Source organism: uncultured Cedecea sp. (genome assembly GCF_947498825.1).
Taxonomy (GTDB): Bacteria; Pseudomonadota; Gammaproteobacteria; order Enterobacterales; family Enterobacteriaceae; genus JGM124.
In genome coordinates this window covers 23,236-48,762 of record NZ_CANMLV010000019.1, presented here as the reverse complement: position 1 = coordinate 48,762, position 25,527 = coordinate 23,236, and the positions used below count along the sequence as shown (strand labels likewise).

Genomic DNA, 25,527 nt, shown 5'->3' with positions numbered 1-25,527 from the left:
GATGGCTCACAACCTGACCTCAGACACGGACTGAATAGTATTTCACCTCAATTGCAGCCTCTTGCGTAACTCGATTTTATGGATTTTTCCTGTAAAGGTTTTGGGAACATCACCGAAATAGATAGCCCGAGGGATTTTGTAACCCGCTAACAAAGTACGACAATGAACGATCAACTCGTCTTTCGTCACCGAGGAGCCTGACTTGAGCTCAACGAAAGCACAGGGTACCTCTCCCCACTGAAGATCTGGCATCGCTACGACGGCTACAACTGACACCGCAGGATGATGGTAAAGAGCATTTTCAACCTCAATGCTGGAGATGTTCTCGCCTCCAGAGACAATGATATCTTTCTTACGGTCTTTGATATGCACATAACCATCAGGGGACATAACACCCAAGTCTCCAGTGTGAAACCAACCTCCAGTAAATGCGGCTTCCGTAGCGCTCTCGTTTTTAAGATAGCCCTTCATGCAGATATTACCCCGGATTACGATCTCACCGATAGTCTTGCCGTCTGCAGGAACGGACTGCATTGTATCAACATCAAGCACCTCTACATCGCGCTGAAAATGATTACGCACTCCCTGCCGGGCCTTGAGCTCTGACTGCTCACCATCGCTCAGGTGCTTCCAATCATCCTGCTCGGCACACACGGTGGCAGGGCCAAAGACCTCGGTCAGACCGTATACATGAATGAGTTCGAATCCAATCGCTTTTATCCTGGTGATGATGGCAGGTGCTGGCGCAGCACCTGCCATCATGGTATGCACTCTGTGGTTTATTCCCTCTCGCCATTCGGCGGGCGCATCAGCCAGCGCCGCCTGCACGATTGGTGCGCCGCAATAATGAGTAACACGCTCACGACGAATCAAGTCGAATATCAGACTGACATCGAATTTGCGTAGGCAGACATTGACTCCGGCCCGCGCCGCGATTGTCCAAGCGAAGCACCAGCCATTACAGTGATATAGCGGTAACACCCACAGGTAGACGGGATGTTTGGGCATGTCCCACTCCAAGATGTTGCAAATAGCATTGAGATATGCACCTCGGTAATGGTAAACCACCCCTTTGGGATCGCCAGTAGTACCCGATGTATAATTCAAGGTGATAGCATCCCATTCGTCCTGTGGTGTGACCCAAGCGAATACTGGATCACCCATAGCGATGAACGTTTCATAATCTATCGCGCGCGGAAAATACGCTGCGTCTGCCGGTAACACATCTGCAACACAGATAATATGTAACTCAGGTAGTTCCATGGCGACTCGTCTGGCAAGTTCAGAAAATTCCGTATCAATTATTAGAGACTTAGCCTCACCATGACGCAGCATGGATAACACGCTATCAGAATCTAGTCTGGTATTAAGGGTATTGAGTACCGCACCCAACATAGGCACGCCGAAATGCGCTTCGATCATAGGTGGCGTATTAGGTAGCATGATAGCAACCGTGTCACCATAGCCAACACCTGCCTGTTCCAGGGCGCTAGCCAGCTGGCGTGCACGCGTATAGGTATGGTGCCAAGTACGGCGTACACTGCCGTACACTATAGCCAGTCTATCGCCATAAACTTCTGCCGCACGAGCAATAAGATCGACAGGTGTCAGGGGCACGTAGTTAGCCTGACGGCGCTCAAGTCCTTGTTGGTATGCCTTCATGGTTACTCTCCTTTTGTTGCTCTTATATTACGTGGATGGATAGACAGTAATACAGTGGATAAAATCAATATTGCGGAATTGAGTAGAAGGGCGGAGGAAGGTGTTATGAGTATCAATATCGAAGGAGCTATTATTTGCCCTGTAGCCTGAGCGAAGAAGGTTACCGAGCCTAAGATGCCATAAATTTTAGGAATTTCATGAACGGAAAAGGTATCTGAAAGATGGTGATGAAAAGACGTGAAATAAGCAGTACTGCCGATCCCACTCAATATTGCCAAAATGATAAGCAAAGGAGTGTTCATCCCCCCCATCGCTGGCAAAAAACTTGTGAGTGCTAAAATGAGCAGACCACCCCGCATCCGCGTAACGAATGATTGATGGTGAAAAAATCGCCTCAAAAGTGGCCAGAATAATCCACCGCATGCAGATGCCGTGAAAAATAGCCCTAATGCGCTATACCGAACACCATCAATGTTCCCCAAAAAAACAGGCCAAACAACAAGCCAAAAACCTAATGAGAAAAATTCCAGCACCTGAACACAAATAGGCAGCATAAAATAGCTCTGCCATTTTGACCGTATTTCATGCTGAATCACTGGCGCAACTATTTCATATTGTATGTATCGTCGATTAAATAGCAGACACAGCCCCCAGGTCAAAGCGCTACCGATAAAAACTCCCCGAGGGCCATATATTGATGCAAGAAGTGCAGCAAACGCGGGTCCAACCAAGCGCCCCGTACTTTGCGATATAGTATAGGCATCATTGACGGATTCAAATATCGGCTGCTGGCTAAATCCATTGAGAAGAGTACGTAAGGAAACGATGTAGATAGACAGACATACTCCTTCTGCAAAGCGTGCGATGATAAGCACTGCAGGGAGGGGTACGAACGCAGTCGCAAGAGCCATGCCAGCAAGTATCACCAAAGAAACCCATCTGAGCATATAAGTTTTCACGGGTGAAACCAGTAAACCCGCAATAGGTTGGAAGAATGTACGCCCAATAGCCATGCTAGCGAAAAAAAAACTCTGCTCCAAGCTTGTTAATCCGTATATTCCCGCCAGTGACGGGAGATAAGCAACACCAGCCGATGCGCCTGCCCAGAAAAACAGCCCTTCCAGAAAGACCTGAATGTCGTAGCGGATCCTTCGCACTCTTTACTCCTGATTTCCAGACATAAGCTGGGTACGTTTTTCAATATCTTCGCTAAGTTTGTCAGCCAACCTGCTTAATAGCTGCATACTTGCCTGGTGAGATAAAACATCAGAATAGGAGTTATCTTTGGCTAAAAATGACCTGAGAAGATGGACTCTTGCCCATCCGTTAGATGCTGCCCCCAGCGGAAGATTCGGTTCAATATAGGAGAGATCTTCTCTACTGAAACGCTGCACTCCCCCACCCCGATAGCTCGGATGTTTTCCAATCACAAGTTCGAAATCTTCCGGATCCGATGGGTTGGCGAGCTTCCGGTAAGAACTCGCACGTAATGAGATAGAACAATAGTGGCCCAGATTTATCAGAAGTTGCTCACTCCTCACCCGGCCATTTCCAGCTTTCTCTTTATCAATTATCCGCGCTGCGACAGTCGTTTCTAGAAGTTGTCCACTAAACAAAAGTCCGTGACCATGAGGTGAGAGGTAACGGCCAATAAATCCCAAGTCAACTTCTCCATATCTTCGGGCATTCATCCATTGGACAGGATTGTTCACCATGACTGTGGTATTCAATGCTGAATTCCGTCGGACAGGAATACTCGCCAGAAGAATTGTGTCGCTGGGCCTGGTGGTCATAATGTGTACCTCTGGCCTCGCCAGGTCCAGCTCAACAAGAGGGGTATTCATCTCTGCTATTGATGCGATAACATCAACGTAGTGGTAGCCTGAATGGAAGAGGACACCATAGCCATACTGGAAAGGATGATTTTCAAGATAGAGATATTCGTCAGGATAGAGCCATTTTCCGCCACCAAAAATAACGTGGATTGATGTGACAGGGATATTATGTTGCTCTATGGCGTAAGATATCTCCTCTTTAATGAGGGCATAACCTGGATGAGCTCTTCGTTCACAACTAATGCACAGACTACGCCCAAGAGAGATGCTTTTTTCTACCAGATAATTATAGTCTTCGAGCAAAATACCAGATCTTGCAGGAAGGGCTACCGCAGAGACAGGTTTGTCCATAAAGACATCAAGACCGCGATCCATAGCCCAAGCTGCACAAGCACGATGGCTCTTTGGTTCAGTGCAAATCAGTGCAACCTCGGCCTGAATCTGAGTAATTATTTCGTCCAGAAATTCAACCAACGTTGCCTCGGAACGAACATCACGCAATGGTTCAGGAAGAAATATCAGATGCTCAGGTTGCAGGCTATGTTTAGCAAAATTCGCGATAACTGTAGAACGTTCCGTCTCCAGATCTACCGCAAGTCTTAATCGGTGGCCGTCTTGCTCTAAAACCGAATGGTATTTAGAAAAATAGTGTGAACCACACCCAATGACGATAACACCACGTCCATACGCGCCGAACAATTTCGGGTTCATCATGCGCTCAACTCTTGAGGCCGAAGCAGAGGCTCTTTCGTATTAATACTATCAAAATGATGGGCAAGCCATCCGGCAGAGCGGCTCAGACAAAGAAGAGCCGTGTTTTCGCTTGAAACGAAGCCTGCTCGACGTAGCAACAAACCATTAAATAAATCTGGATTGACAGCAATGCCACGCTCACGAAACTTCTCGATACGAATCGCTGCCTGGGCAAGAGAAAGTGCAATTTTCTCGTAGCGGCTAAGATGATTCTGCTCACATTCAAGGTTCTTACGCATAAAAGCAGCTCGAGGATCCTCTTTCCGATAGATCCGGTGGCCGAAACCATGGATACGCTCTTTTGAGTCAAGCTTCCGCTGAATAAACCGCTCAATATCTTCTCCGCTTGCGGCAAGGATATCGAGTATCTCTCCCACGATCCGGCTTGCTCCTCCATGTAATGGTCCCTTAAAAGCTGCGATTCCGGCCACGATTGCGTCATAAGCTTCACCACCTGTACTTACCACCGTGCGTACAGCAAGTGTGGAACAATTCATCCCATGTTCAGCATGAAGAATAAGAAACTCGTTCAAAGCCTTGTATGCTGCTGCTTTAGGTTGTTGCCCAAAGCAGCCTGCAAGGATAAGGCTAACAAAGTCATCCCGATTGCTATCAATAATATTTGTATGCTGTCCTATTGGGTCATGGAATACCATCGTGGCCGCTGCCATTGCGCCTATCACATACGCAGACGTTTCCTCACGGCCCGTATTCTTTGCATCAGCACCAGCCAGAAGGACAGCGGCTGATTCAAATGAGGTCAGCGGCGAGTCAGGCATAGAAGACCAAAGGGCACGAGTTGCGGGTAGCCGTTCGATTGTTGACGCTATGAGTAAACGTTCAAAGGCTCCGTCAGCTTTACTCTCTCCTTCAATTAAGAGATGAGCAACTTCTGCGAAGCGGTTTTCTACCGCCAAAGTCTGGACATCGTATCCTCGATAGCTGATTTGAGGAATAAGTGGATTAATTTTGCCAACGTGACTGATACAGACTGCTGTATGCTGAAGGCCGGGATCCAGGATAATCCGGCTATCATCATTCTGTTTCCTAAGCACTGTGGTCTCACCAATTTTTTGTTCGGAGAATTCAGGGTTTGCACTATGAGTAAACGTATTCAAAGTCGTATTCATATAATGACTCCGATATATATAATGTTATCAGACGAGATTTTTAGTCTGTATTTCTACCAAACAAGCAGCTTCAGACAGTTCATGGAATAACTGTTCGATAAGGGTAATATCTCCTCTAAACAGAGCCTCCTGAAGTGTCTGTTCATTAAATTCAAGATTGTCAATGAAAGAGAGGATATGGGTATAAGATGCTACATCAGAGAAGAATGACCTAATTTCTGCGCGGGAAGTTGGATAAATCCCCATCTTCAGTTTTTGTACCGGGCGTAGGCATCCATGATCAATAAGCTTCGCCATAAGAGCGGCAATATAATGTGATCGTTCGCCGTAGCTACCCTCAATAAGATAAGCCCGGGCAACCTGCCGTACGATAAAAATATTATTGATAATTCCAGCTATATCGTCATTTATATCCGGCTTAAAGCTAAGACACAAATCTCCACTAACCAATTTTGTGCCATTCACTAATCCATACCGACGAAATTTAGGATAGTGATTCACCTCAGCCAGGCTATAGACCAATATAGTAAAAGGTGGGTTATCAGACTGAATACTCCTCACTCTTTCCAGAACATCTCTGCTGACATGATCAACAATAATAAAACTGTCGATATCAGACCCTGGACGCATATCTCCTCTTGCAGCACTTCCATGTAAATAGAAAGATAACAGCGACGGACCAATTTCCCGAGTAAGACGATCTCTTACAGCATTCACGGCAGACGCTATATTTTCTGGATACGTATCATGACCCGCTGCGCTGACCAAGATATCCATTACTGGATGCGTCCTCTGAAGATCTTCTGCCTTGCGGCTGGCAATCTCACTCAGATAACTCGCAGCATCTCTGAATGCAGCCTCAGAATTGGTCAGTTTTCTCTTGTGTTGCATCCAGTTATTTTGAAAATCAATTAACCAATTTCGGTCAGCTGTTTCTTGTTCATTGAGCGAGTCATTCTGGTCAAGATTAAACAGACCATTCAGAGCATAGCGGACAGCCCAGCCAAACTGTCTGACACCCCATATATGGGTCTTAAGATTGAGGTTTCTGATATAGTACAATCGACTAAGATGACAACAGGCAAAAATGGCTTGCCTCCTCTCCTCCAATACATCTCTTTCTGGCATCGTTATTTGATAATTATTCTTTTTATAAAGCCATTCAGAAAACTGAAACTGCCATATAACATGAGGAGGATAGTCAGCCAGTTCAAACTCATAAATAAAATTAAATAATGACTCTGGAAATTCCCTGGCAATATATCTGAGTATCCAGATATCTTCCTGATAGAGATTATCGGAAAGAATAAAATAATAATGATTCTCTGCTCTGGATGAATAGTCTGGTTGCCTCAAATAGGAATCTGTAGCGACAATTCCAATAAGCCTGTTCCCAAGATACTCAAGAGCAACGGAGACTAAATAAGTACTGAAATGACTGCCATTATTTAACATGTCGGATTTCTCCAGTATTACGCCATATGGCGTCGCATTTCATAGGAATAGATAGTTGGAATTTCAATGAGAAACGGTTTTCGTGCTTCAAATGCCCGTTCAAGGACTAAAGACAAGTTATTTTCGTTTTTCAGGCATTCACTTTCCATACCGTTTGCCTTTGCTAAAAGAGCGAAATCGACACTGCCAAATTCCGTCATATTGGCACAATGACCGCGTTCAGATAACGTTTCATAGTAATGGATGAGTCCAAAGGAACTGTCATTCAGAACAACAATGACAACAGGGAGGTTGTAACGTACGATCGTCTCAAGATCCTGACTACCGGAGTGAAACCCTCCATCGCCACAGATCAGAGCAACACGACTGTCCGGAAATTTTAACTGGGCAGCCATTGCGGCTGGCAAACCAAAACCGAACGTTCCGCAGACATTCGAGCACAAAAAATGGTTGGGCTTACACGTTCTGGCAAGCAGACCGGCATACTGTTTGTGCAAGCCAACATCGGAACACAGAAAACCATCCTCGCCGAGCGTATGAGATAGGGACTCCAGCACAAGCGATACATCTGTAGTACCCTCCGGTAAGTTATTGATACGTCGGCGATCAATAATTGTCTTGAGTGCTACATGCTTCGGAGATAATCCCTTCCATGAGGGGGTGGCATGAAGCAGATAATCAGTTATCACACCAAAATCACCGATGCAAGCAAGGTCTGGCTCAAAGACTGTCCCCATAGGGACATCGACACTGTTGATTAGGACTGTATGCTTGTTTCTACCCCAGAGGGAAGGTTTAAGGTCTTCGCCATAATCATAACCAATAAGAATCAAGAGATCAGTTTCGTCGAACATCGGTTCAATTATTGTCTCGTTATATACACCATCTAGATATTTGTTAACTGCTCCAAGGAAGAGTGTATGTTTATCAGGAATGATTCCTTTTGCAGCTAGCGAACAAATCGCGGGTACTTGCAGATGCTCAATGAGCATCATAACCTCTTCAATTTTATTATCGCGGATGACTTGGTTGCCCACTACAACCATAGGATAATGACTCGCCGAAATAGCTGATGCAATTTCTTGTATAGTGGCAGGCTTGGGTAAGAGACGTTGTTGGGGATACGAGATATCAATGTTACGCAAAATGGTATCAGCTGTTTCGTCCGGAACGTCTAGCTTAAGAACATCAAGTGGGAGGCTTACATAAACCGGGCCTGGTAACCCTTCCTGGCACAATTCCACTAAGCGTTTGATCTCTGTTTGCAATAACAAAGGCGTGGTGATTTCGGCCATCCCTTTGGTAAGGGAATTAGCGAATGCCAGATTATCGATACACTGGTGCGTGAGATTGAATTTGATCTGATCACGCGGGATCTGCACGGATGCAAAAAATACAGGAGAGTGATCGAGGATTGCGGAACACATCCCGGTTGCAGCATTAGTTAAACCCGGGGCAAATGTTGTCCAACACATTGCCGGACGTCCCGTTAGTCGCCCCCAAACATCAGCCGCTACACTAGCCGTAAACTCATGTCGTGTCAGGATGAAACGTGGGTAATCAGTCTTATCGGAAAAATGGATCGCTTCTGCTTCACCGCCGACGACACCAAAGCACATATCGATGCCTGACTTCTTGACAGCTTGAATGAATAAATCGGATATTTTCATGTTTTATCTCCTATAATATTCATGTTATTGACTACATAAACACCCATCTCCTCATTTTTTCGCAGCAGATATTCATCTGCTGCACCGCTGGTATTGCAAGTGACTATCTCGATCAGAAACACTGGCTCCGGCCTATCCGCCAGTTGATATATTAGGCACAGAAATTTCTTTATTTAATACGCCTATCTACAAGAAACCATTAATAATAAATTAAATACCAATGATTTATTCCATATTTACTATTATATTTTTTAAATACGGCTTCACGACGTGGAGATATCAGCTGACGTAAATATCTCCGCAACACTTCAAATTTTCTGGATATTGCTGGCGTTAAGATAATTGAATCAAATAGTTATACCTATGCTCATTGACGCTCGGAACTTTACACCTACAAGTAACTCGAATTATTTAGCATATAGAGAACACAATATATATTGTGGTGTGACGCAAAGCTATTCATGTGGTTTTTCAGCGTGTATTTAGTAATAGCAGTGAATGCTGGCAGTTACAACACTCACTTGTAAAGAAATTGTTAAAGTATATTTCACCACCAATTGAAATAATTATTAAATTATTAACATGATAGTTAATACGGCAAACAGAATAAAACTGCATGGCGTATTGCTTTGTTTTAATATACTTTTAGACTTATATTTAGCCGAACTATACCCAAAATAATTCGAGTTGCTTGTAAGCGCAAAGAGAAAGGCAGTCGATGAGCATAGTTTGCCTAAGCTCATCGATGCGCCTACACGCGCCTCGAATTATTTAGAGTATAAATAGCAATCAGTAATGCGCAAAGCATAGCGAAAAAGCCCCCAAACAAACGTCTCTTTTCTGAGCCCTGGCGACAGAACCCGCGTTGCACGTTATGATAGGAGGGCGAACGCTGTTTTTATGGGGTTTATATGATTTGCGCGCTGTATGCCGTGATTACTGCTTTAATGCTGATTAAGTTCTCGTTTGATGTAGCTCGTTTGCGTATGCAATACCGCGTTTCCTACGGGGACGGGGGGTTTAGCGAGCTTCAGAGTGCCATTCGTATTCATGCTAATGCGGTGGAATATATTCCCATTGGTCTTCTGTTACTGCTACTTATGGAGATGAATGGCGCTTTAGCCTGGATGGTGCATGTTTGTGGCATTTTACTGGTGGTAGGACGTCTGATGCACTATTACGGTTATCACCACCGACTATTACGCTGGCGTCGCTCCGCAATGAGCGCAACCTGGATTTCACTGGTGCTGATGGTACTGGCCAATTTATGGTATATGCCGTGGGAGTTGGTTTTCTCCTTCTATTAACGCAAAATACGCTCTTTAGGATTTCCGGATTAACCTTATGTCAGACCGCGATATGCTCTTTTCTGCCCCGATAGATAAACTGGGCGACTGGACTTTTGATGAACGGGTAGCAGAAGTCTTCCCGGACATGATCCAGCGTTCGGTTCCTGGCTACTCCAATATTATCTCAATGATAGGGATGCTGGCGGAGCGCTTTGTACAGCCGAATAGCCAGGTTTATGATCTCGGTTGTTCGCTTGGGGCAGCAACACTCTCAGTCAGGCGCAATATTCGTCATGAGGGATGCAAAATTATCGCTGTCGATAATTCACCGGCCATGGTCGATCGCTGTCGCCGCCATCTTGATGCCTTTAAAGCTCAGACAGTCGTGGACGTTATTGAAGATGATATTCGTAATGTCGATATCAAAAACGCGTCCCTGGTAGTGCTGAACTTTACCTTACAGTTTCTGGTTCCTGAAGACCGGCAGCGCTTACTGAATACTATCTGGGAGGGATTGAACCCTGGCGGGGCTTTAGTCCTTTCGGAAAAATTCAGTTTTGAAGACCAGGAAGTCGGGGAATTATTATTTAATATGCATCATGATTTTAAACGCGCCAATGGTTACAGCGAGCTGGAAATCAGCCAGAAACGTAGCATGCTGGAGAATGTCATGCTGACCGATACGGTTGCCACCCATAAAGCACGCTTAAAACAAGCCGGTTTCGAACATGCTGAACTGTGGTTTCAGTGTTTTAATTTTGGTTCATTAGTGGCAGTAAAGTCCGGGACAACTGTATGATTGATTTTGGTAATTTTTATCAGCTTATTGCAAAAAGTCCGCTGGCCCCGTGGCTTGAAACCCTGCCTGCACAACTGTCCTCATGGCAACGTGAATCCCTGCACGGTCAGTTTAAACAGTGGTTTAATACCATTCATCATCTGCCCGAAGTACAGCCTTATCACCTTGATTTACTGCACCAGGTACATGCCGAGGCCCAGGAACCCTTAAGTCCGGGTCAGCAACTCGGCATTGAGAAGTTGCTGCGTAACCTGATGCCATGGCGTAAAGGTCCTTTTTCTTTATACGGTGTCGATATCGATACCGAGTGGCGTTCTGACCTGAAATGGGATCGTCTGCTACCCCATATCTCCTCCCTCGAAGGCCGCACTATTCTCGATGTAGGCTGCGGCAGCGGTTATCACCTGTGGCGGATGATTGGCGCGGGCGCACACCTGGCTGTCGGCATAGATCCCATGCAACTGTTTTTATGTCAGTTCGAAGCAGTGCGTAAATTATTGGGTAACGACCAGCGGGCGCATTTACTGCCGCTAGGAATAGAACAACTCCCCGAGCTGAATGCCTTTGATACCGTGTTTTCGATGGGCGTGTTGTATCATCGTCGTTCCCCACTCGACCATCTCTATCAGTTAAAAAGTCAGCTATTACCCGAAGGCGAATTAGTGCTGGAAACGCTGGTCGTGGAAGGGGATGAAAATACCGTACTGGTACCGGGTGAGCGTTATGCCCAGATGCGCAATGTCTATTTTATTCCTTCGGCGCTGGCGCTGAAAAATTGGTTAGAAAAATGCGGTTTTGTCGATGTCAGAATCGTCGATAGCTGTGTGACCACTTCTGAAGAGCAACGCCGGACGTCCTGGCTTACCACCGAGTCGCTGGCCGATTTTCTTGATCCTAATGACGTCAGTAAAACCGTTGAAGGATACCCGGCACCGGTCCGCGCAGTGCTGATAGCGCGTAAGCCTTAACCACAGAGTCCGGGGGCGTTCCTCCGGACTGTAGCGAAAGGAATAACGGCCAGGTGGAAAAAGTCGAAAATCTGATCCCGATGGCGGTTTTTGCTCGCGTTGTTGAGACCTTAAGTTTCACTGAAGCAGCCAAAAGTCTCGGTATGTCAAAGTCCTCTGTCAGCCGGGATATTGCTCTGCTGGAACAGCGTGTCGGCGGTATGTTGTTAAAACGCACCACTCGCAAAATCACGATTACGGAACTGGGACTGAGTTACTACCAGCACTGCTTTAAAATTCTGAATGAACTCAGATCCTCCGAACTGTTTATTAAAGAGTACTATCAGGAAACAACAGGCACGATTACCCTGCTGGCTCCGGTCACTTTTGGTACCCAGTATGTCGTTCCGGTTCTGAATTCGTTTCTGGAAAAAAATATTCACGCCACTATCGACCTTGATCTCTCTGACAAAGAAGTCGATATCAAAGAAAGTCCGTATGACCTGGTTATCTGCGTGTCGCAAGACCCTCCCCTGCATGAACACACCCAGTTTTTATGTTCCATTCAATGGGGATTATTTGCCGCGCCCGGATATCTGGAAACACTTAGATCGATCCTGAGTCCGAAAGACTTACCGACACGGGACTATATTTTATTACGCGGTATTGCCCGTTCGATTTCGCTGCCATTCCGTAAAGATAAACAGAAAATCAGTATCAGCGTTCAGAGTCGTTTTCGCAGTAATAACAGTATTGCTTTAGTGCAGATGGCGTTATCAGGTCGAGGTATCGCCTATTTACCAACCTATGTGGCACGTGAAAGCGTCGCTGCCGGTAAACTGGTCAGAATTTTACCCGGCTGGGTAATGGACGAATATAAAATTTGGCTGTTATTTAAAACCAAAGAGCGCGTAACATCAGGCATTAAACGCTTTAGCGATGAGTTACAGCAACGAATTGCCGCCGCCGAATCTAAAGAGCACCCCTGACCTCCCGTACTCCGGATAATCATTTTTGTCCGGACGTCCAGTCATCATAGGCACCCCGCTATATCCCTTTATATTCAATGGATAATGATGAAGCAACATGCCTTCTTGTAATCATGAAGAATTGTGAACACCAATGAAAATGATTATCATTTATATAGTGTAATGATAACATTTACGATATTGTAATAATGGTTGATGCTGACAAGTATCAACCATCATTACCTATAAAAAAGACAAAAAATAATTCTTTAACGGAGTTCACATGCATTTCCATAATCAGGGATTTCAGATCTCGCGTCTTAACAAACTTATTCTTTCTGGAATTCTCAGTAGCGTAGCCTTCGTGAGTCACGCTGCAGAAGAAAACAAAAATAAGACCACTGAAACGACAGAATCCTCTAAAACAAAAGCCGAAGAAAACGTAGAGCAGATGACAGTCTGGGCCCGAAGAATTGAACCTGGCACCAAAGTGGCAATCAGTGCTGAGGAAATGCAGCAGAACGGTGTAAATGATTTTAGTAACGTTATGCGTTATCAGCCATTAATGAGCGCAAACGGTTCTGCTGGTGGCTCATCCGCCGGGAAAAGTTCATACGATCGTGGGGGGGCTACCGGATACAATATCCGTGGTCTGGATGCAAACCGTGTTTCTATCGATATTGACGGCGTCGAATTGCCAACGGCAACTGACCGCTCCACATCGCAAACCAACGGTCGTTCAGAGTATGGAAGCTACGGTATTGGCCGGGGTGACTATCTTGATCCTTATATGTATGGCTCTGTTGATATCGTTTCAGGTACCACCGAGGTTTCCAATCCGAATAACGCGCTAGGAGGTTCCGTTTCTTTTAAACCTAAATCACCCAATGACTATTTACACCGCGATAAGTATAACTATTTCGGTTATCAGAGTGACTATGATTCCTCTAATCAGAGCTGGCACAACGGCATCACCGCAGCCGGCGGCGATGATAATTTACGGGGTATTATTGTCATCAGCCGTAGAGACGGTAATCAAACCAAAAATCAGCATGAAGCGACCGTCAATACACCAGCAGCGAACTGGCATTCTAACGCGGTACTTGCTTCAGGTATCTGGCAGGCAACCGATAACCATCAGCTGACCGCGTCAGTGGATTATTTCCACAAAACTAACCATACCCATTTCCCGACCTGGAGTGGTTCAAGTTATACAGGGTACGCTATCAGCGGCACCTCATATCAGAGTAGCCAGACCCGACGCTATGGTGCGAGTGTCGAAGATCTCTGGACACCCGATCGTTTCACTCTTTTTGATGCGTTAAAAACGAAGGTGTTCTATACCAAGACCGAAGCGCACGACGCCACTTTTGAAACCCCGTCCACAATGACATGGACCAATAACGACACCCGAACTGTCGGGATAGAATCCAGCGCGAATAAGGACTGGGATCGCCACCAGTTTAGCTATGGCCTGAATGCCAAAGTCACCCGTTCAGAACGTCCATTAACCCAGACAGGATCCACAATTATTCTCGGGCAGCCACAAGCGGATAGCGATGTGACAACGCTGGGTGTCTTCCTGCAAGATACCCTAACCTGGGATCTGAACGGACATGATTTCTCGGTGGTACCCGGCATACGCTGGGCTTATCAGTATGCAAAACCGAAAAACCAAGATGCCCTGATGTCTAACAATACCAATGTCACCGATACCAGCAATCTTTACGGTACCATGGCAGAAGGTAAAGTGCTCCCGTCCCTGAGTCTCCAGTATAAACTGAAGCCGGATTTGGCCGCGTACGTACAGTATAAGCGTGGTATTCAGTTCCCTACTCCGGGACAACTTTATGGAGCCTGGAGTCTGGGATACGGAGGCGGTTATTCAAGCCCTTACGCTATCCTGAGTAGCCCGGACCTGAAAACTGAAACCAGTAATAACTATGAACTGGGCGTCAAAGGCCATCTGATTGAAGGCGTTACCTTTGGTGCGTCAACTTTCTACAACGACTATCAAAACTTCATTGGCATTACGCGTTACTCCTGCGCATCAAGCAGCAAATGCAGTGGTTATCCGGGTGGAATAACGACTGTTTATCAGTATGAAAACCGCGATAAAGCCTATATCTATGGTGCAGAGGTGAGTGCCAAATTCGCCTTAGGGACTTGGTTTAATCAGATTGACGGGATGAGCACCCGTGTGGCATTTGGCTATTCAAAAGGTGCGGCGAAATCAAGCTTCTCCGGGGACCAATACGTAGATCTGGATAGCGTGGCACCAATGAGAGCAATTCTCGCAGTGGCCTATGACGATCCGCAAAAACTCTACGGTGCCGCAGTCAACGCCACTTTTAACAAAGGTAAACGCGCAACGGATCCCGGCCGTAATACCTACGGTAATAGCGGAACGGCGATTAGCGGTTCAACCACTTACATGAATGCGCCAGGTTATGGCGTTGTTGATTTGACCGCTTACTATCGCCTCACTAAAAACGTAAGAATTAACGGTGGGATATATAACCTGACTGACCGCAAGTACTGGGACTATCTGAGTGTCCGGGATATTGAAGAAGCAACAAACACGAACGCCAATAGCGATCAAAATTACTACAACCAACAGCTTGCTATCGCGCCGGGCCGTAATTTCCAGTTAGGTGTGAATGTCGATTTCTGATTAAACGGGTTTTTATCATATGTTTTCAACCTGTCCAAAAGCCGGGTTGAAATTAATTCGACTGATGAAAGCGCTGAGTGAACAAGTTACTCAGCGCTTTTTTACCATGAAAACAGGGCCGCTAAACAGAGAAACAGAACATATTTAAGGGAATGATAAACGCTGTCGGCACGTTTACTCTGCGTAAAATTTAGCAAAACAGAATATCAGAGTCGCTACAGCCGACTCTTGCTTAAATTCCAGCAATCTGGCCTGACTCTGTGGGTTTACCAGACTGGCGACAAGGGCAAAATGGGGGGCGATCGCTACCTGAATCACACCCTGACGACACAAAATCGCCACGATGTAGTGAATACTCTCAGTATGGCATTAGTAGTAATCACCATGACGATAATCCCACGAATTAAAGCGATCGGCCATCAGGGACATAATGCGATCCACATCCAGACCTTTACGGATAATGACTGGGCATGGCGTCACTTTACGTTCACCGCGCTGCTCCGGCACCAATTTCCCCTGACTATCGACCATAGAAACCATCACGCCTTGTTCATAACGCGCGCCTTCACTTTTTCCTGCCTGAACAGAACTGACATAGTCATTGGCAGAGATAATTAAGTCCGCACGCTGTTCAATGCGTTCACCAATATTCTCTACCCGGCCACGATTGCCTTTACCTGACGGATTTGCCGAACTGGCAAAGGAGAACTTGCCCCTTTCTTCCCACAGGGCTTTCGCCAGCATCTCACCCGGTTTACCAAACTTAATCACAAAACAGCTGGTCTGGCGGCCATCCATCATCAGCGCTTTTAATCCGTCATCAGGTAACGCATCCAGAGCCTGTTGCTGCCAGGGCAGGATACATCCCAGTAAAATATCGGCATCCCAGTGTGCCTGATAAAATGCGGTAATCTCCGGTGTCAGTTGTGCCAGTTGTTTTAATTGTTCCATACTGCCGCACAATACCACTCCAGGCTTATTGCGGTTACGCTGCTTGGCTTCGAACTTACGCTCCAGTCCCTGCTTATCTGAGGTCATGATGATGTAACCTACTTTTGTCGGGCAGATAATCATCCCGCCTTCAGCCGATAAAATAGTCAAAGCCTCTGGCTGCACCGCGCCATTCCATGTGATTTTTTTGTTGTTCATGCTGTTACCTTTAGACTGTGGGGAAGTGGTTTCAGCATGGAGTTTTGTGCTTAAGGGTGCAATCAATCCAACAGAATCGGCTCGATTGTGCCGCTGCTGGAACAATACTTTGCCAGCATCATTCAATCTTTGATTTTATTGCAAACTAATCAACAATATGTTGATTAGTTATTTTATCAATGCTATTTTTTCTACAAAATGTAGAACTAATCCTGTTCCGGAATGATGAGATAAGGTTCAAACATGTCTCAGTTAACAGAGCAACAGTATCTTGATGAGTTAATGGTCATGCTGTCAGCCGCGGTCAGGGTAATCGGTAGTGTAGTCTCCTGTCAGACCGAGGTGGTATTGCACGATCTCCGCAAGCCGGAATATTCCATTGCAGAAATAGCCAATGCGGGTGTAACCGGGCGTCAAAAAGGAGACTCTGTGCTGGCGGGAATGCGCACGGATAAGGCCTTTCTTAGTGCCATGGAACGACGCGATGAACCCGTTTCATTACTGCTGGACTATGTCACTTATAGCCGTGAAGGCAAGCCGCTACGCAGCAGTACTGCAATCTATCGTGACCGCCGTCACCAGCCTTTCGCCGCGCTCTGTGTCAACGTTGATAACAGCGGAATTGAAGAGGCACTACGTGTGTTGAACTCACTGGCAGGGATAGTCGCACCAGAGCAAAACAGCAATCCTCCCGCACAAACCCTAGAAAATAGTCATGCCAGTATTGAAGACTTAATGCATGAGATCATCAGTAATACCGATATGTCAGGCACTAAAGGTAACCGGGCTGATACCAAACGAGCCAATTTACTCGCGGTAAAAAATATGCAGGAAAAAGGGATTTTCCTGATCAAAGGCGGGGTTGAAAAAGCGGCAGCGGTCCTCGGAGTCACGCGTTACACCATTTATAACTATCTTGATGAACTAAAAAATGAATCCCAAATTCTGTAGTGACAAGAGGAAATAAAACATATGGCGCTTAGTATCAATACCCCGCTACTGGAATCACTGGCGCTCAGTCAGTTGAACCACACCCGTGTCTGGTTAAAGATGGAAGCCCTGCAACCTTCAGGTTCATTTAAAATGCGCGGTATTGGCCATGCCAGTGAAACCCATGTTGCGCGTGGTGCCCGACGTTTAATTTCATCATCAGGCGGGAATGCCGGTCTGGCGGTAGCCTATGCCGGTCGTAAGCTCGGTGTCCCGGTGGTAGTGGTGGTGCCTGAAACCACTTCCGAACGTGCCCGTCATTTACTGGCACTGGAAGGTGCAGACGTCAGAGTGCAGGGCAAGTCCTGGGCAGAAGCCAATGAGCTGGCGCTGTCATTATTAACTGAACAAGATGCATTTATTCATCCTTTTGACGACCCTTTGCTATGGGAAGGACATGCCTCAATGATTGATGAGGTGGTTAAGGCCGGTTTACGTCCGGATGCCATCGTGCTGTCCGTAGGCGGCGGCGGGCTGTTGGCAGGGGTTGATGAAGGATTATCACGCAATGGCCTCGATAATGTTCCCATTTTTACCGTAGAAACTGCAGGTATGGCCTCCTACAAAGCCGCAATGGAAGCAGGACAACCGGTCACGCTCTCCACGCTATCGGGTATTGCCACGACCCTGGGGGCACGTCAGGTCTGCCAGCGAGCGTTTGATGTGACTCAGCATCGACAAGTGTTTCCTTATACCGTCACGGATACCCAGGCCGTGAACGCCTGTCTGCGCTTTCTTGATGACCAACGCGTTCTGGTAGAACCCGCTTGTGGTGCTGCCCTGGCGCTGCTCTATCAACAGCAACCGGCGCTTGCTGACTATCAGAATGTGCTGGTGATTGTTTGTGGTGGCTCAACGGCGACCACCTCTTTCTTGCAGACATTTGATGATTAATTTTTAGCCTTCTGCTCCGAAGCAAGTCAACTGACGCCCTGAGAAAATGACACTCTCGGGGCGTTTTCTTTATCGCTGGATCATTTTTTCATTACCGAGACGGAGCGATCAGCGTTATCGATAACCTAAAATTTAATCAACTCAGGAGGAGCAAACAGATAAAGGCGGGATTAATAGCTGGAAAATTATAGCGATAAGTCTGAGGGAAAATAACAATACAAAACTATCATGCCAGTCAGTCACTGAGTCGCGTCTGACTGGCGATGAACGTTAAATTTCGCTCAGCGTCATGCTCAGTGGTAAGCGTGATTTCGGTAAAGCGGCATTAAAATCATTTTCACTGCGATAGCCGATAGCGACAATCACAACACTGGTAAACCCTTTTTCGCGTAATCCAAACTCGGTATCGAGAATGCGTGCATCGAAACCTTCAATCGGTACCGCATCAATCCCTAAGGATGCAACGCCCAGCAGGAAGTTACCAACATTGAGGTAAACTTGCTTTTCCATCCAGTGCTGCGCATCTTTATAATCAAAGCGGTGCATATTGGCGAAGAAGCTACGGCCTTTATGCTGGCCCGCCATCACTTCGTCGTTCACAAAACGATTGTCAGACTGCTCTTGCTGTAACACAACATTCAGATACTCTTCATCGAGTGTTGTTTTAGCGCAAAAGACCACCACATGGGACGCGTTAAGGACTTTAGGCTCATTAAAACCGTAAGCTCCCGATGTCGCCTTGGCGATGCGCGATTTACCCTCATCGCTGCCGGCAAGGATAAAATGCCAGGGTTGCAGGTTAGTACTCGATGGGCTTAAGCGTAATAATTGCTTCACTTTTTCAACTTGCTCAGCGGGTATTTTCTTGCTGTTATCGAAAACTTTGGTGGTATAACGCGACTCAGCAACATCAATAATGGTCATGCGGATATCCTTAAAAAGGCAAGCTAACAAAATGAATAATCTAACAACGGATTTCTTTCCGTTCGTCAGAAAACCGTTAATGACCATAGAATACAGGCAGGCTGGCTGTCGGAAAACCGCTGTCAGCCGATAACACTTATACTCAGGGAGGATAAATGCTCAGATTTGAAGACCTCACGCTATTTGTCAGAGCGGCCGCATTAGGAAGTTTTAGTGCCACAGCGCGTGAGGCAGGCATTCAGCCAGGCCAGGTCAGTACCGCCATCAAGCGACTGGAAGAGAATCTGCAAATCCGTTTATTTGCGCGTTCGACCCGCCATCTGCGCCTGACACAGGAAGGTGAACGCTGGCTGCCCTATGCCGTTTCGGTACTGGAAACGCTTGAAGCAGGATTCCAACAACTCAAGCCTGCGGGCGATGAAATCAGTGGCTTGCTGCAAATTGCCGTCCCTTCGGATTTAGGCCGTCATTTGCTGCTGGAGGTATTCCATCGGTTTCGCCAACAACATCCTGCTCTGCAATTGAGAATCTTGTTCTCAGATCAAGTCAGTGACGTGTTTAAAGATCCGGTCGATATCGCGTTCCGCTACGGTAACACGCATGATGCATCCTATGTCGCTCTCCCCTTAGCCGCTACCAATCGCCGGGTACTTGTGGCCTCTGCCGACTATCTGCTCCGCGAAGGCACACCGCAAACGCCGGAACAGCTAAAACAGCACAATGCCCTGACCTATACCTTACAGGGTCGAACTTATGATAACTGGAGCTTTCGCCGCCAGGACAAGCACTACCAAGTGGCGGTGAAAGGCACGGTGACCAGTAACGATGCCGAAGTGATCCGCCGTCTGGCAATTAAAGGCGAAGGTATTGCCTATAAATCCTGGATAGATGTCTGCGAGGATGTTCAGATGGGCGCTTTACAGGTCTTACTGCCACAATATCAAGGAGATGATTTACCCCTTAATTTAATCTGCCCGCACCGCCAACAGCTCTCACCCGCGGTACGTTTATTACATCAGGCAGTGAAAAGTCGTTGTGAAATCGCGCTCAGCACTCAACCTGCAACAGAACTGTGACAGGATATTCGGGATAACACATGCGATACTGTAGTTCGCAAAAAAGCCCCTGAAAATAAAAGCCACACCCAGGTAACAGCGTTAACTAAATGGAGATAGAATGAGTAATAAAGCCACACCTGCAGGCCTGACTCCAGCCCAGGCACTCGATAAGCTTGAAGCACTCTATAACAATTCCGTCCATGCCCTGCGTAGTGCTATTGCCGACTATACCCAGAATGGCACCCTGCCAGACGTAGATGCCCGCCTTGAAGGATTGTTTGTTTATCCGCAATTACGCGTAAGCTGGGATGGTACGCCACGGTGCAGTAATAAAACGCGCGCTTATGCCCGTTTTACCCACCCAGGCAGCTACGCCACAACCATCACACATCCGGAGTTATTCCGCTCTTATCTTGGTGAACAGCTCGAGCTGTTACATCAAGATTATGGCATTTCTATCAGTGTCGAACCTTCTCTTCACGAAATCCCTTACCCCTATGTGATTGATGGCTTGAACCTGGATCGCACCATGAGTGCAGGACTGACGCACCATTTTCCCAGCACTGACCTTGCGCAAATTGGTGATGAGAATGCCGATGGCCTGTTTCACTCCACCGAAGAGTGGCCCCTGTCGCACTTTGATGCCCGCAGAGTCGATTTTTCACTGGCTCGCTTGCGCCATTATACCGGTACCCCTATTGAACACTTTCAGTCATTTGTACTGTTCACTAACTACAGCCGCTATGTGGATGAGTTTGTGCGCTGGGGTTGTGAACAAATCAATGACCCAGATAGTCCGTATATCGCCCTCTCCTGCGCGGGTAATATCCTGCTGACCTCGGAAACCGAGTCTCCGGAAGAAGCGATTTCAGATCTCGCCTGGAAAAAACATCAAATGCCTGCCTGGCACCTGATTGATAACCATGGCACCGGTATCACCCTGATCAATATTGGCGTCGGCCCGTCAAACGCCAAAACTATCTGTGACCATCTTGCAGTATTACGCCCGAATGCCTGGATGATGATAGGCCACTGCGGAGGACTGCGGGAAAGTCAGCAGATTGGTGACTACGTGCTGGCACATGCTTATTTACGCGACGACCACGTACTTGATGCGGTTCTGCCGCCGGATATTCCTATCCCGAGCATTGCCGAAGTGCAGCGAGCACTTTACGACGCCACCAAACAAGTAAGCGGTATGCCAGGGGAAGAGGTGAAACAACGGCTTCGTACCGGTACTGTGGTCACCACCGATGACCGTAACTGGGAACTACGCTACTCTGCCAGCGCCTTACGCTTTAACCTGAGCCGTGCCGTGGCCATTGATATGGAGAGTGCCACCATCGCCGCCCAGGGTTATCGTTTCCGGGTTCCTTATGGCACTTTGCTATGCGTTTCAGATAAACCCCTGCACGGGGAAATCAAACTCCCGGGACAGGCTAACCGCTTTTATGAAGGTGCCATCTCCGAACATTTGCAAATCGGCATTCGCGCTATCGACTTACTGCGCGCTGAAGGCGATAAACTGCATTCCCGCAAATTACGTACCTTCAATGAACCACCATTCAGATAATCGCAGCGGGTAAAGAAACAGTATCACCTTAAAAAGTCGCACAAAAGTGCGGCTTTTTTAACAAATCTGCTGGATAAACCAGCAGTCGAACTTCCTTTATGAAAACAGCCTTTGACAACCACCCCGCCCCTCGCTACTATTCGCCTCGTTCACACGATTCCTCTGTAGTTCAGTCGGTAGAACGGCGGACTGTTAATCCGTATGTCACTGGTTCGAGTCCAGTCAGAGGAGCCAATTTAAAGAAAGCAGACGTTCAATGACGTCTGCTTTTTTGCTTTCTATCAATTACTTACCCTCTCTTTTGCGTTCACCCTCTTCCACCAAAAAACGCTACTGCCCACTACTTTTGTTGGTAGAATTGTTGGTATCTCTGGTTCGATTTTGCTTATACCCACAACTCAAGGGGGCGAGTCATGTCACTGACTGATTCCAAAGTAAAAAATGCCAAGTCTCTTGAGAAAGAATATAAGCTGACGGATGGCTTTGGTATGCAGCTGTTGGTGCATCCGAAGGGGTCATACTGGCGCTTGTCTTACCTTTGCGAAAAGAAACAAAGGATACTCGCTCTTGGTGTCTACTCTTCAGTTCCACTTTCTAAAATAAGAGAACGCCGGGATGAAGCCGTAAGCTGATTGCTGAAAGTATTGATCCTGATGCCAAGAAAAAATCGGAAGCTACAGAGCTAAAAGCAAAACGAGCTAATACCCGTGCTTTCAAAGTCATTGCCAATTCATGGTTTACCACCAAAAAAAATGGTTCGAGGATTACCAGAACACGGTAAGAACCCGACTGGAAACTTACGTCTTTCCCTATATTGGGATAAAGACGTGACGGAGGTTTCAACGGGCGATCTGTTAGTTCCGATCAAAAAAGTGGAAGCGCTTGGTTATCTGGAAGTGGCGACAAGGCTTAAATGTATTGGAATACACATTATCTCCAACGGTAAGCAGGTTTACCATGCTTTTAAACTCAGCTTTTCTGCCGCAATCGTGATACTCGCGACCTTATCGACTTATTTATTGTTACGTTATTTTTACTTTGAGCACAAATCAAGTATTAAGGGAGAATTTCTCCTCAATAAATTATGAGTTATGGGAACAGATAGCCATCAAACTTTGGGTCATCCACATCAGATAGCTTGAAAAGAACTTGTTTAACATTATCCAGATGCTCCCACATTGCTTTACATGCCCCTTCTGAATCGCGTTTTTGTAACGCGACTAACACTTTTTCATGATCTGATAACCAAGCTTTACGATAATTGTTATCGGTAATACGGGAATGTAGTTGTCTCCACATCGAGCTTTCATGGCGGCGTTGCCACAAATCACTAGCAATATCAGCTAACACACTATTTTGAGAGGCTTCTGCAATGATAAGGTGGAATAATTCATCACTGTCATAATCTTCGATGCCACTTGCTAAGTTATTTTTTTCGCTATTTAACACGTCACGTAGTCGTTGAATATCACTCTTGGTAATATGGCGCGCAGCGAAACCTGAAATTTCACTTTCAATCACTTGGCGAGCTTGCAACAGTTCAAACGGACCGATATCTGAGCTGGACCTTGGCATTGACGTTTGCCCATTTTGACTGTCTTTACTTGGAATATTAATGACGTAAACACCAGAACCTTTACGCACTTCAACCAAACCTTGTAGTTCCAGCATAATGATAGCTTCGCGTACAACTGAGCGACTGACTTTCATTTCTTCAGCTATATCGCGCTCTGGTGGTAAACGATCACCTACGTTGAATTCACTTTTTAAAATGCGTTCCTGTAGTGATAAACCTATTTCCTGATACTGTCTTTTTGGTTCTGATATTACTATGTTCATTGATACTCTCGCCCGTTTGTCATGATGTTATCTTATTGTTTGGGGCAAATTGGTCACCATGAGATTGATCAATTTTGAGCATTGTTATACAGATTGTGATTTTAGTTTCACGTAAAAGTCGGCAAGCAGATGGAAGGCCGCTTTTTTCGTCGATTTATCATTACAAATTAATCCCTTGCGATTCCATCCACTCTGAAATATATTTTGGCGGCGTTCGGCACGGAATTCATAAAGAATCCAAGGCGAGATACCTTTGATATAATCCAATCGCTCTAGGTATTCAGTCTGTTTTTGATAAACTTCTGTCATATAGGACTCACTGAAGAAACCTGTTTTGATTGCGCCTTCCCCGATGAAACCATCTGCACCCGTTTCAGAAATGACGACTGGTTTGCCTGGATTTGAGTTTTCGCCAATTTCAATCAAATCATCGAAGACTTCTTCATACCACCCGTAGTATTCATTGATACCAATGACATCTAAATGATTGACTAAGCGGTCTTCAATCTTATTTTTTGCATGGTTAACTAAACATGCGGCAGAGACCAGACGACAAGGATCATTTTTACGTGCTGTTTTCACAAGATTAGACATAAAGATGAGACGCGGATCGGTATCAGCATTTTCATTCCCAACCGACCACATGATGACTGACGCACGATTACGATCACGTTTAATCATTTCAATTAACTGATTTTCCGCGTCCTGGTAAGTTGCTGGATTCTCAAAATCGATAGCCCAGTACACAGGGATTTCTGCCCAAATTAAGAAACCCAGTTCGTCTGCCATCTTGATTGCCATTTCATGATGCGTGTAGTGTGCAAAACGCATGTAGTTACAGTTCAGCTCTTTTGCATGCTGGAAACGGCGTTTAAGATCTTCAGGTGTCACGACTTTACCGAGATCTTGGTCATCTTCATGAACACTGATACCGCGTAGGAAGGTATTAACACCGTTAAGGAATATATCTGTCCCTTTAACTTCAATTTGGCGGAAACCAACACGATCGTTGATTTGATCCTGGCAAAACGTTGCTGTTATATCATACAGTTTTGGGTTCTCTGGCGACCATAGTTCAGGCTGCACCTCTAATTTAATCGAACCTTTACCTTCAGTCAGCACAATAGAAGTATTGATACCAAGTTCAGCAATCGTAATTTTAACGTGATCAGTTGAACCTTCGGCTTCAACATCAATATGGATCAGGTTGTACTGGCTGTTTGGAACAAGATAAACGTGCAGATCGCGAATGATTTCCTTTGGTGTTCGCACAATTTCGATATCACGGTATATGCCACCGTAGTTGAACCAGTCAGTATTGCGCATAGGTACGCGATCAAGAGTGCGGTTATTGTTAACACAGCACATGATCCAGTTACGACCCGCTGATAATTTATCCGTAAATTCGGCAAAAAATGGAGTAGATCCCCCGTAGTGGTTACCGATAAATTCTCCGTTCAGGAAGATCTTACAATCATACTGAGCTGCACCGATTCGGAGGAAAATGCGTTCGTCTTGCACTGCTGCATCGTAGTCCCAAGCCTTGGTGTACCAGGCACTCCCTTCAAAGAAATACCATTTCTCTTTTTGCATTTGCCAGCAAGACGGCACTGAAATTGTCTCACCAACATAGGGGTCATAGTCCCACGGTTCGCTCCGTTTTTCAGCTGGCATCGGTTTCATATTATACCAACGCTGACGCAGGCCTGTATCTAGCAAGTCTACTGCAAAATTCCAGTCACCATTGAGAGACTCCGTTTCACGCCCCCCCATAAATAGCATGTTGGTATGGTTAAGATTTTGTAGATTGAGCGGCATATCGTACTGCTCATCATGCAGACAGTTGATAGCATTTTCAGCAAGTTCAGAACGTTCTAACATATGATGACTATTCCTGAGAACGAGAACGCACAATACG

Annotated in this window: 19 protein-coding genes, 1 tRNA gene and 1 pseudogene; 11 read left to right on the top strand and 10 right to left on the bottom strand. The window is 46.2% G+C overall.

The window, feature by feature from the left end; translation table 11 throughout:
• Window positions 1-42: 42 nt before the first annotated feature.
• Genes Q1A40_RS17420 through Q1A40_RS17395 form a run of 6 tightly spaced genes read right to left on the bottom strand, consistent with a single transcriptional unit; the run spans window position 43 to window position 8,505 of the window.
• Complete coding sequence (locus Q1A40_RS17420) at window positions 43-1,662, bottom strand: acyl-CoA synthetase (protein WP_300002576.1); 1,620 nt, start codon at window positions 1,660-1,662, stop codon at window positions 43-45.
• A 2-nt stretch (window positions 1,663-1,664) separates the two neighbouring features.
• Complete coding sequence (locus Q1A40_RS17415) at window positions 1,665-2,819, bottom strand: MFS transporter (protein ID WP_300002574.1); 1,155 nt, start codon at window positions 2,817-2,819, stop codon at window positions 1,665-1,667.
• A gap of 3 nt (window positions 2,820-2,822) precedes the next feature.
• On the bottom strand, window positions 2,823-4,211 hold the full coding sequence (locus Q1A40_RS17410; RefSeq protein ID WP_300002571.1) for a Gfo/Idh/MocA family oxidoreductase: 1,389 nt from the start codon (window positions 4,209-4,211) through the stop codon (window positions 2,823-2,825).
• Window positions 4,208-5,380, bottom strand: a complete 1,173-nt coding sequence (locus Q1A40_RS17405; RefSeq protein WP_300002568.1) for a citrate/2-methylcitrate synthase — start codon at window positions 5,378-5,380, stop codon at window positions 4,208-4,210. The genes Q1A40_RS17410 and Q1A40_RS17405 overlap by 4 nt, the downstream gene beginning before the upstream one ends.
• Before the next feature lie 27 nt (window positions 5,381-5,407).
• Window positions 5,408-6,835 (bottom strand): nucleotidyltransferase domain-containing protein, encoded by a 1,428-nt coding sequence (locus Q1A40_RS17400; protein WP_300002565.1) that lies wholly within the window; start codon window positions 6,833-6,835, stop codon window positions 5,408-5,410.
• A 17-nt stretch (window positions 6,836-6,852) separates the two neighbouring features.
• Complete coding sequence (locus Q1A40_RS17395) at window positions 6,853-8,505, bottom strand: thiamine pyrophosphate-binding protein (protein WP_300002563.1); 1,653 nt, start codon at window positions 8,503-8,505, stop codon at window positions 6,853-6,855.
• Window positions 8,506-9,416: 911 nt separating this feature from the next.
• Between Q1A40_RS17395 and Q1A40_RS17390 the strand changes: the two genes are divergently transcribed.
• The 5 genes from Q1A40_RS17390 to Q1A40_RS17370 all read left to right on the top strand — a co-directional run bounded on the left by Q1A40_RS17390 (window position 9,417) and on the right by Q1A40_RS17370 (window position 15,182).
• Window positions 9,417-9,812: an MAPEG family protein gene (locus Q1A40_RS17390; protein WP_300002560.1), complete on the top strand. Its 396-nt coding sequence runs from the start codon at window positions 9,417-9,419 to the stop codon at window positions 9,810-9,812.
• Between the two features lie 37 nt (window positions 9,813-9,849).
• Window positions 9,850-10,593, top strand: coding sequence for a carboxy-S-adenosyl-L-methionine synthase CmoA (gene cmoA / locus Q1A40_RS17385; RefSeq protein WP_300002557.1), 744 nt, complete (start codon window positions 9,850-9,852; stop codon window positions 10,591-10,593).
• Window positions 10,590-11,561 carry a tRNA 5-methoxyuridine(34)/uridine 5-oxyacetic acid(34) synthase CmoB gene (gene cmoB / locus Q1A40_RS17380; protein ID WP_300002554.1) on the top strand — a complete coding sequence of 324 codons (972 nt, stop codon included), beginning with the start codon at window positions 10,590-10,592 and terminating at the stop codon, window positions 11,559-11,561. The genes cmoA and cmoB overlap by 4 nt, the downstream gene beginning before the upstream one ends.
• Window positions 11,562-11,614: 53 nt before the next feature.
• Window positions 11,615-12,529: a LysR family transcriptional regulator gene (locus tag Q1A40_RS17375; RefSeq protein WP_300002552.1), complete on the top strand. Its 915-nt coding sequence runs from the start codon at window positions 11,615-11,617 to the stop codon at window positions 12,527-12,529.
• Window positions 12,530-12,791: 262 nt separating this feature from the next.
• Window positions 12,792-15,182 carry a TonB-dependent receptor gene (locus Q1A40_RS17370; RefSeq protein ID WP_300002549.1) on the top strand — a complete coding sequence of 797 codons (2,391 nt, stop codon included), beginning with the start codon at window positions 12,792-12,794 and terminating at the stop codon, window positions 15,180-15,182.
• Window positions 15,183-15,551: 369 nt separating this feature from the next.
• Here Q1A40_RS17370 and Q1A40_RS17365 read toward each other — a convergent pair whose 3' ends face one another.
• The gene (locus tag Q1A40_RS17365; RefSeq protein WP_300002546.1) at window positions 15,552-16,331 is read right to left on the bottom strand and encodes a Sua5/YciO/YrdC/YwlC family protein; all 780 of its coding nucleotides are present in this window, start codon (window positions 16,329-16,331) and stop codon (window positions 15,552-15,554) included.
• A gap of 243 nt (window positions 16,332-16,574) precedes the next feature.
• Here Q1A40_RS17365 and Q1A40_RS17360 point away from each other — a divergent pair, with 243 nt between their 5' ends.
• Window positions 16,575-17,282 (top strand): PAS domain-containing protein, encoded by a 708-nt coding sequence (locus Q1A40_RS17360; protein WP_300002544.1) that lies wholly within the window; start codon window positions 16,575-16,577, stop codon window positions 17,280-17,282.
• A 21-nt stretch (window positions 17,283-17,303) separates the two neighbouring features.
• Window positions 17,304-18,215, top strand: coding sequence for a pyridoxal-phosphate dependent enzyme (locus Q1A40_RS17355; RefSeq protein WP_300002542.1), 912 nt, complete (start codon window positions 17,304-17,306; stop codon window positions 18,213-18,215).
• A 270-nt stretch (window positions 18,216-18,485) separates the two neighbouring features.
• Here the strand turns inward: Q1A40_RS17355 and nfsB are convergent, their stop codons facing one another.
• Window positions 18,486-19,139 (bottom strand): oxygen-insensitive NAD(P)H nitroreductase, encoded by a 654-nt coding sequence (gene nfsB / locus Q1A40_RS17350; RefSeq protein WP_300002539.1) that lies wholly within the window; start codon window positions 19,137-19,139, stop codon window positions 18,486-18,488.
• 155 nt (window positions 19,140-19,294) lie between these two features.
• On the opposite strand from nfsB, the gene Q1A40_RS17345 reads away from it, so the two are divergent.
• The 4 genes and pseudogenes from Q1A40_RS17345 to Q1A40_RS17330 all read left to right on the top strand — a co-directional run.
• Window positions 19,295-20,215, top strand: coding sequence for a LysR family transcriptional regulator (locus tag Q1A40_RS17345; RefSeq protein ID WP_300002537.1), 921 nt, complete (start codon window positions 19,295-19,297; stop codon window positions 20,213-20,215).
• Window positions 20,216-20,315: 100 nt separating this feature from the next.
• On the top strand, window positions 20,316-21,770 hold the full coding sequence (locus Q1A40_RS17340) for an AMP nucleosidase (protein WP_300002534.1): 1,455 nt from the start codon (window positions 20,316-20,318) through the stop codon (window positions 21,768-21,770).
• Between the two features lie 158 nt (window positions 21,771-21,928).
• Window positions 21,929-22,004, top strand: a tRNA-Asn gene (locus tag Q1A40_RS17335).
• Window positions 22,005-22,183: 179 nt separating this feature from the next.
• A pseudogene (locus Q1A40_RS17330) lies at window positions 22,184-22,684 on the top strand (tyrosine-type recombinase/integrase); the annotation flags it as partial.
• A 175-nt stretch (window positions 22,685-22,859) separates the two neighbouring features.
• Here the strand turns inward: Q1A40_RS17330 and Q1A40_RS17325 are convergent.
• Both Q1A40_RS17325 and Q1A40_RS17320 read right to left on the bottom strand, forming a co-directional pair.
• Complete coding sequence (locus tag Q1A40_RS17325; protein ID WP_300002531.1) at window positions 22,860-23,609, bottom strand: FCD domain-containing protein; 750 nt, start codon at window positions 23,607-23,609, stop codon at window positions 22,860-22,862.
• An 84-nt stretch (window positions 23,610-23,693) separates the two neighbouring features.
• Window positions 23,694-25,490, bottom strand: coding sequence for a glycoside hydrolase family 2 protein (locus Q1A40_RS17320; protein ID WP_300002528.1), 1,797 nt, complete (start codon window positions 25,488-25,490; stop codon window positions 23,694-23,696).
• Window positions 25,491-25,527 lie beyond the last annotated feature (37 nt).

Coding starts and splice junctions, on each gene's coding strand:
- Q1A40_RS17420 (WP_300002576.1), bottom strand. CDS start 1,662: ATGAAGGCATACCAACAAGGACTTGAGCGCCGTCAGGCTAACTACGTG.
- Q1A40_RS17410 (WP_300002571.1), bottom strand. CDS start 4,211: ATGATGAACCCGAAATTGTTCGGCGCGTATGGACGTGGTGTTATCGTC.
- Q1A40_RS17405 (WP_300002568.1), bottom strand. CDS start 5,380: ATGAATACGACTTTGAATACGTTTACTCATAGTGCAAACCCTGAATTC.
- Q1A40_RS17400 (WP_300002565.1), bottom strand. CDS start 6,835: ATGTTAAATAATGGCAGTCATTTCAGTACTTATTTAGTCTCCGTTGCT.
- Q1A40_RS17395 (WP_300002563.1), bottom strand. CDS start 8,505: ATGAAAATATCCGATTTATTCATTCAAGCTGTCAAGAAGTCAGGCATC.
- Q1A40_RS17390 (WP_300002560.1), top strand. CDS start 9,417: ATGATTTGCGCGCTGTATGCCGTGATTACTGCTTTAATGCTGATTAAG.
- cmoA (WP_300002557.1), top strand. CDS start 9,850: ATGTCAGACCGCGATATGCTCTTTTCTGCCCCGATAGATAAACTGGGC.
- cmoB (WP_300002554.1), top strand. CDS start 10,590: ATGATTGATTTTGGTAATTTTTATCAGCTTATTGCAAAAAGTCCGCTG.
- Q1A40_RS17370 (WP_300002549.1), top strand. CDS start 12,792: ATGCATTTCCATAATCAGGGATTTCAGATCTCGCGTCTTAACAAACTT.
- Q1A40_RS17365 (WP_300002546.1), bottom strand. CDS start 16,331: ATGAACAACAAAAAAATCACATGGAATGGCGCGGTGCAGCCAGAGGCT.
- Q1A40_RS17360 (WP_300002544.1), top strand. CDS start 16,575: ATGTCTCAGTTAACAGAGCAACAGTATCTTGATGAGTTAATGGTCATG.
- Q1A40_RS17355 (WP_300002542.1), top strand. CDS start 17,304: ATGGCGCTTAGTATCAATACCCCGCTACTGGAATCACTGGCGCTCAGT.
- nfsB (WP_300002539.1), bottom strand. CDS start 19,139: ATGACCATTATTGATGTTGCTGAGTCGCGTTATACCACCAAAGTTTTC.
- Q1A40_RS17345 (WP_300002537.1), top strand. CDS start 19,295: ATGCTCAGATTTGAAGACCTCACGCTATTTGTCAGAGCGGCCGCATTA.
- Q1A40_RS17340 (WP_300002534.1), top strand. CDS start 20,316: ATGAGTAATAAAGCCACACCTGCAGGCCTGACTCCAGCCCAGGCACTC.
- Q1A40_RS17325 (WP_300002531.1), bottom strand. CDS start 23,609: ATGAACATAGTAATATCAGAACCAAAAAGACAGTATCAGGAAATAGGT.
- Q1A40_RS17320 (WP_300002528.1), bottom strand. CDS start 25,490: ATGTTAGAACGTTCTGAACTTGCTGAAAATGCTATCAACTGTCTGCAT.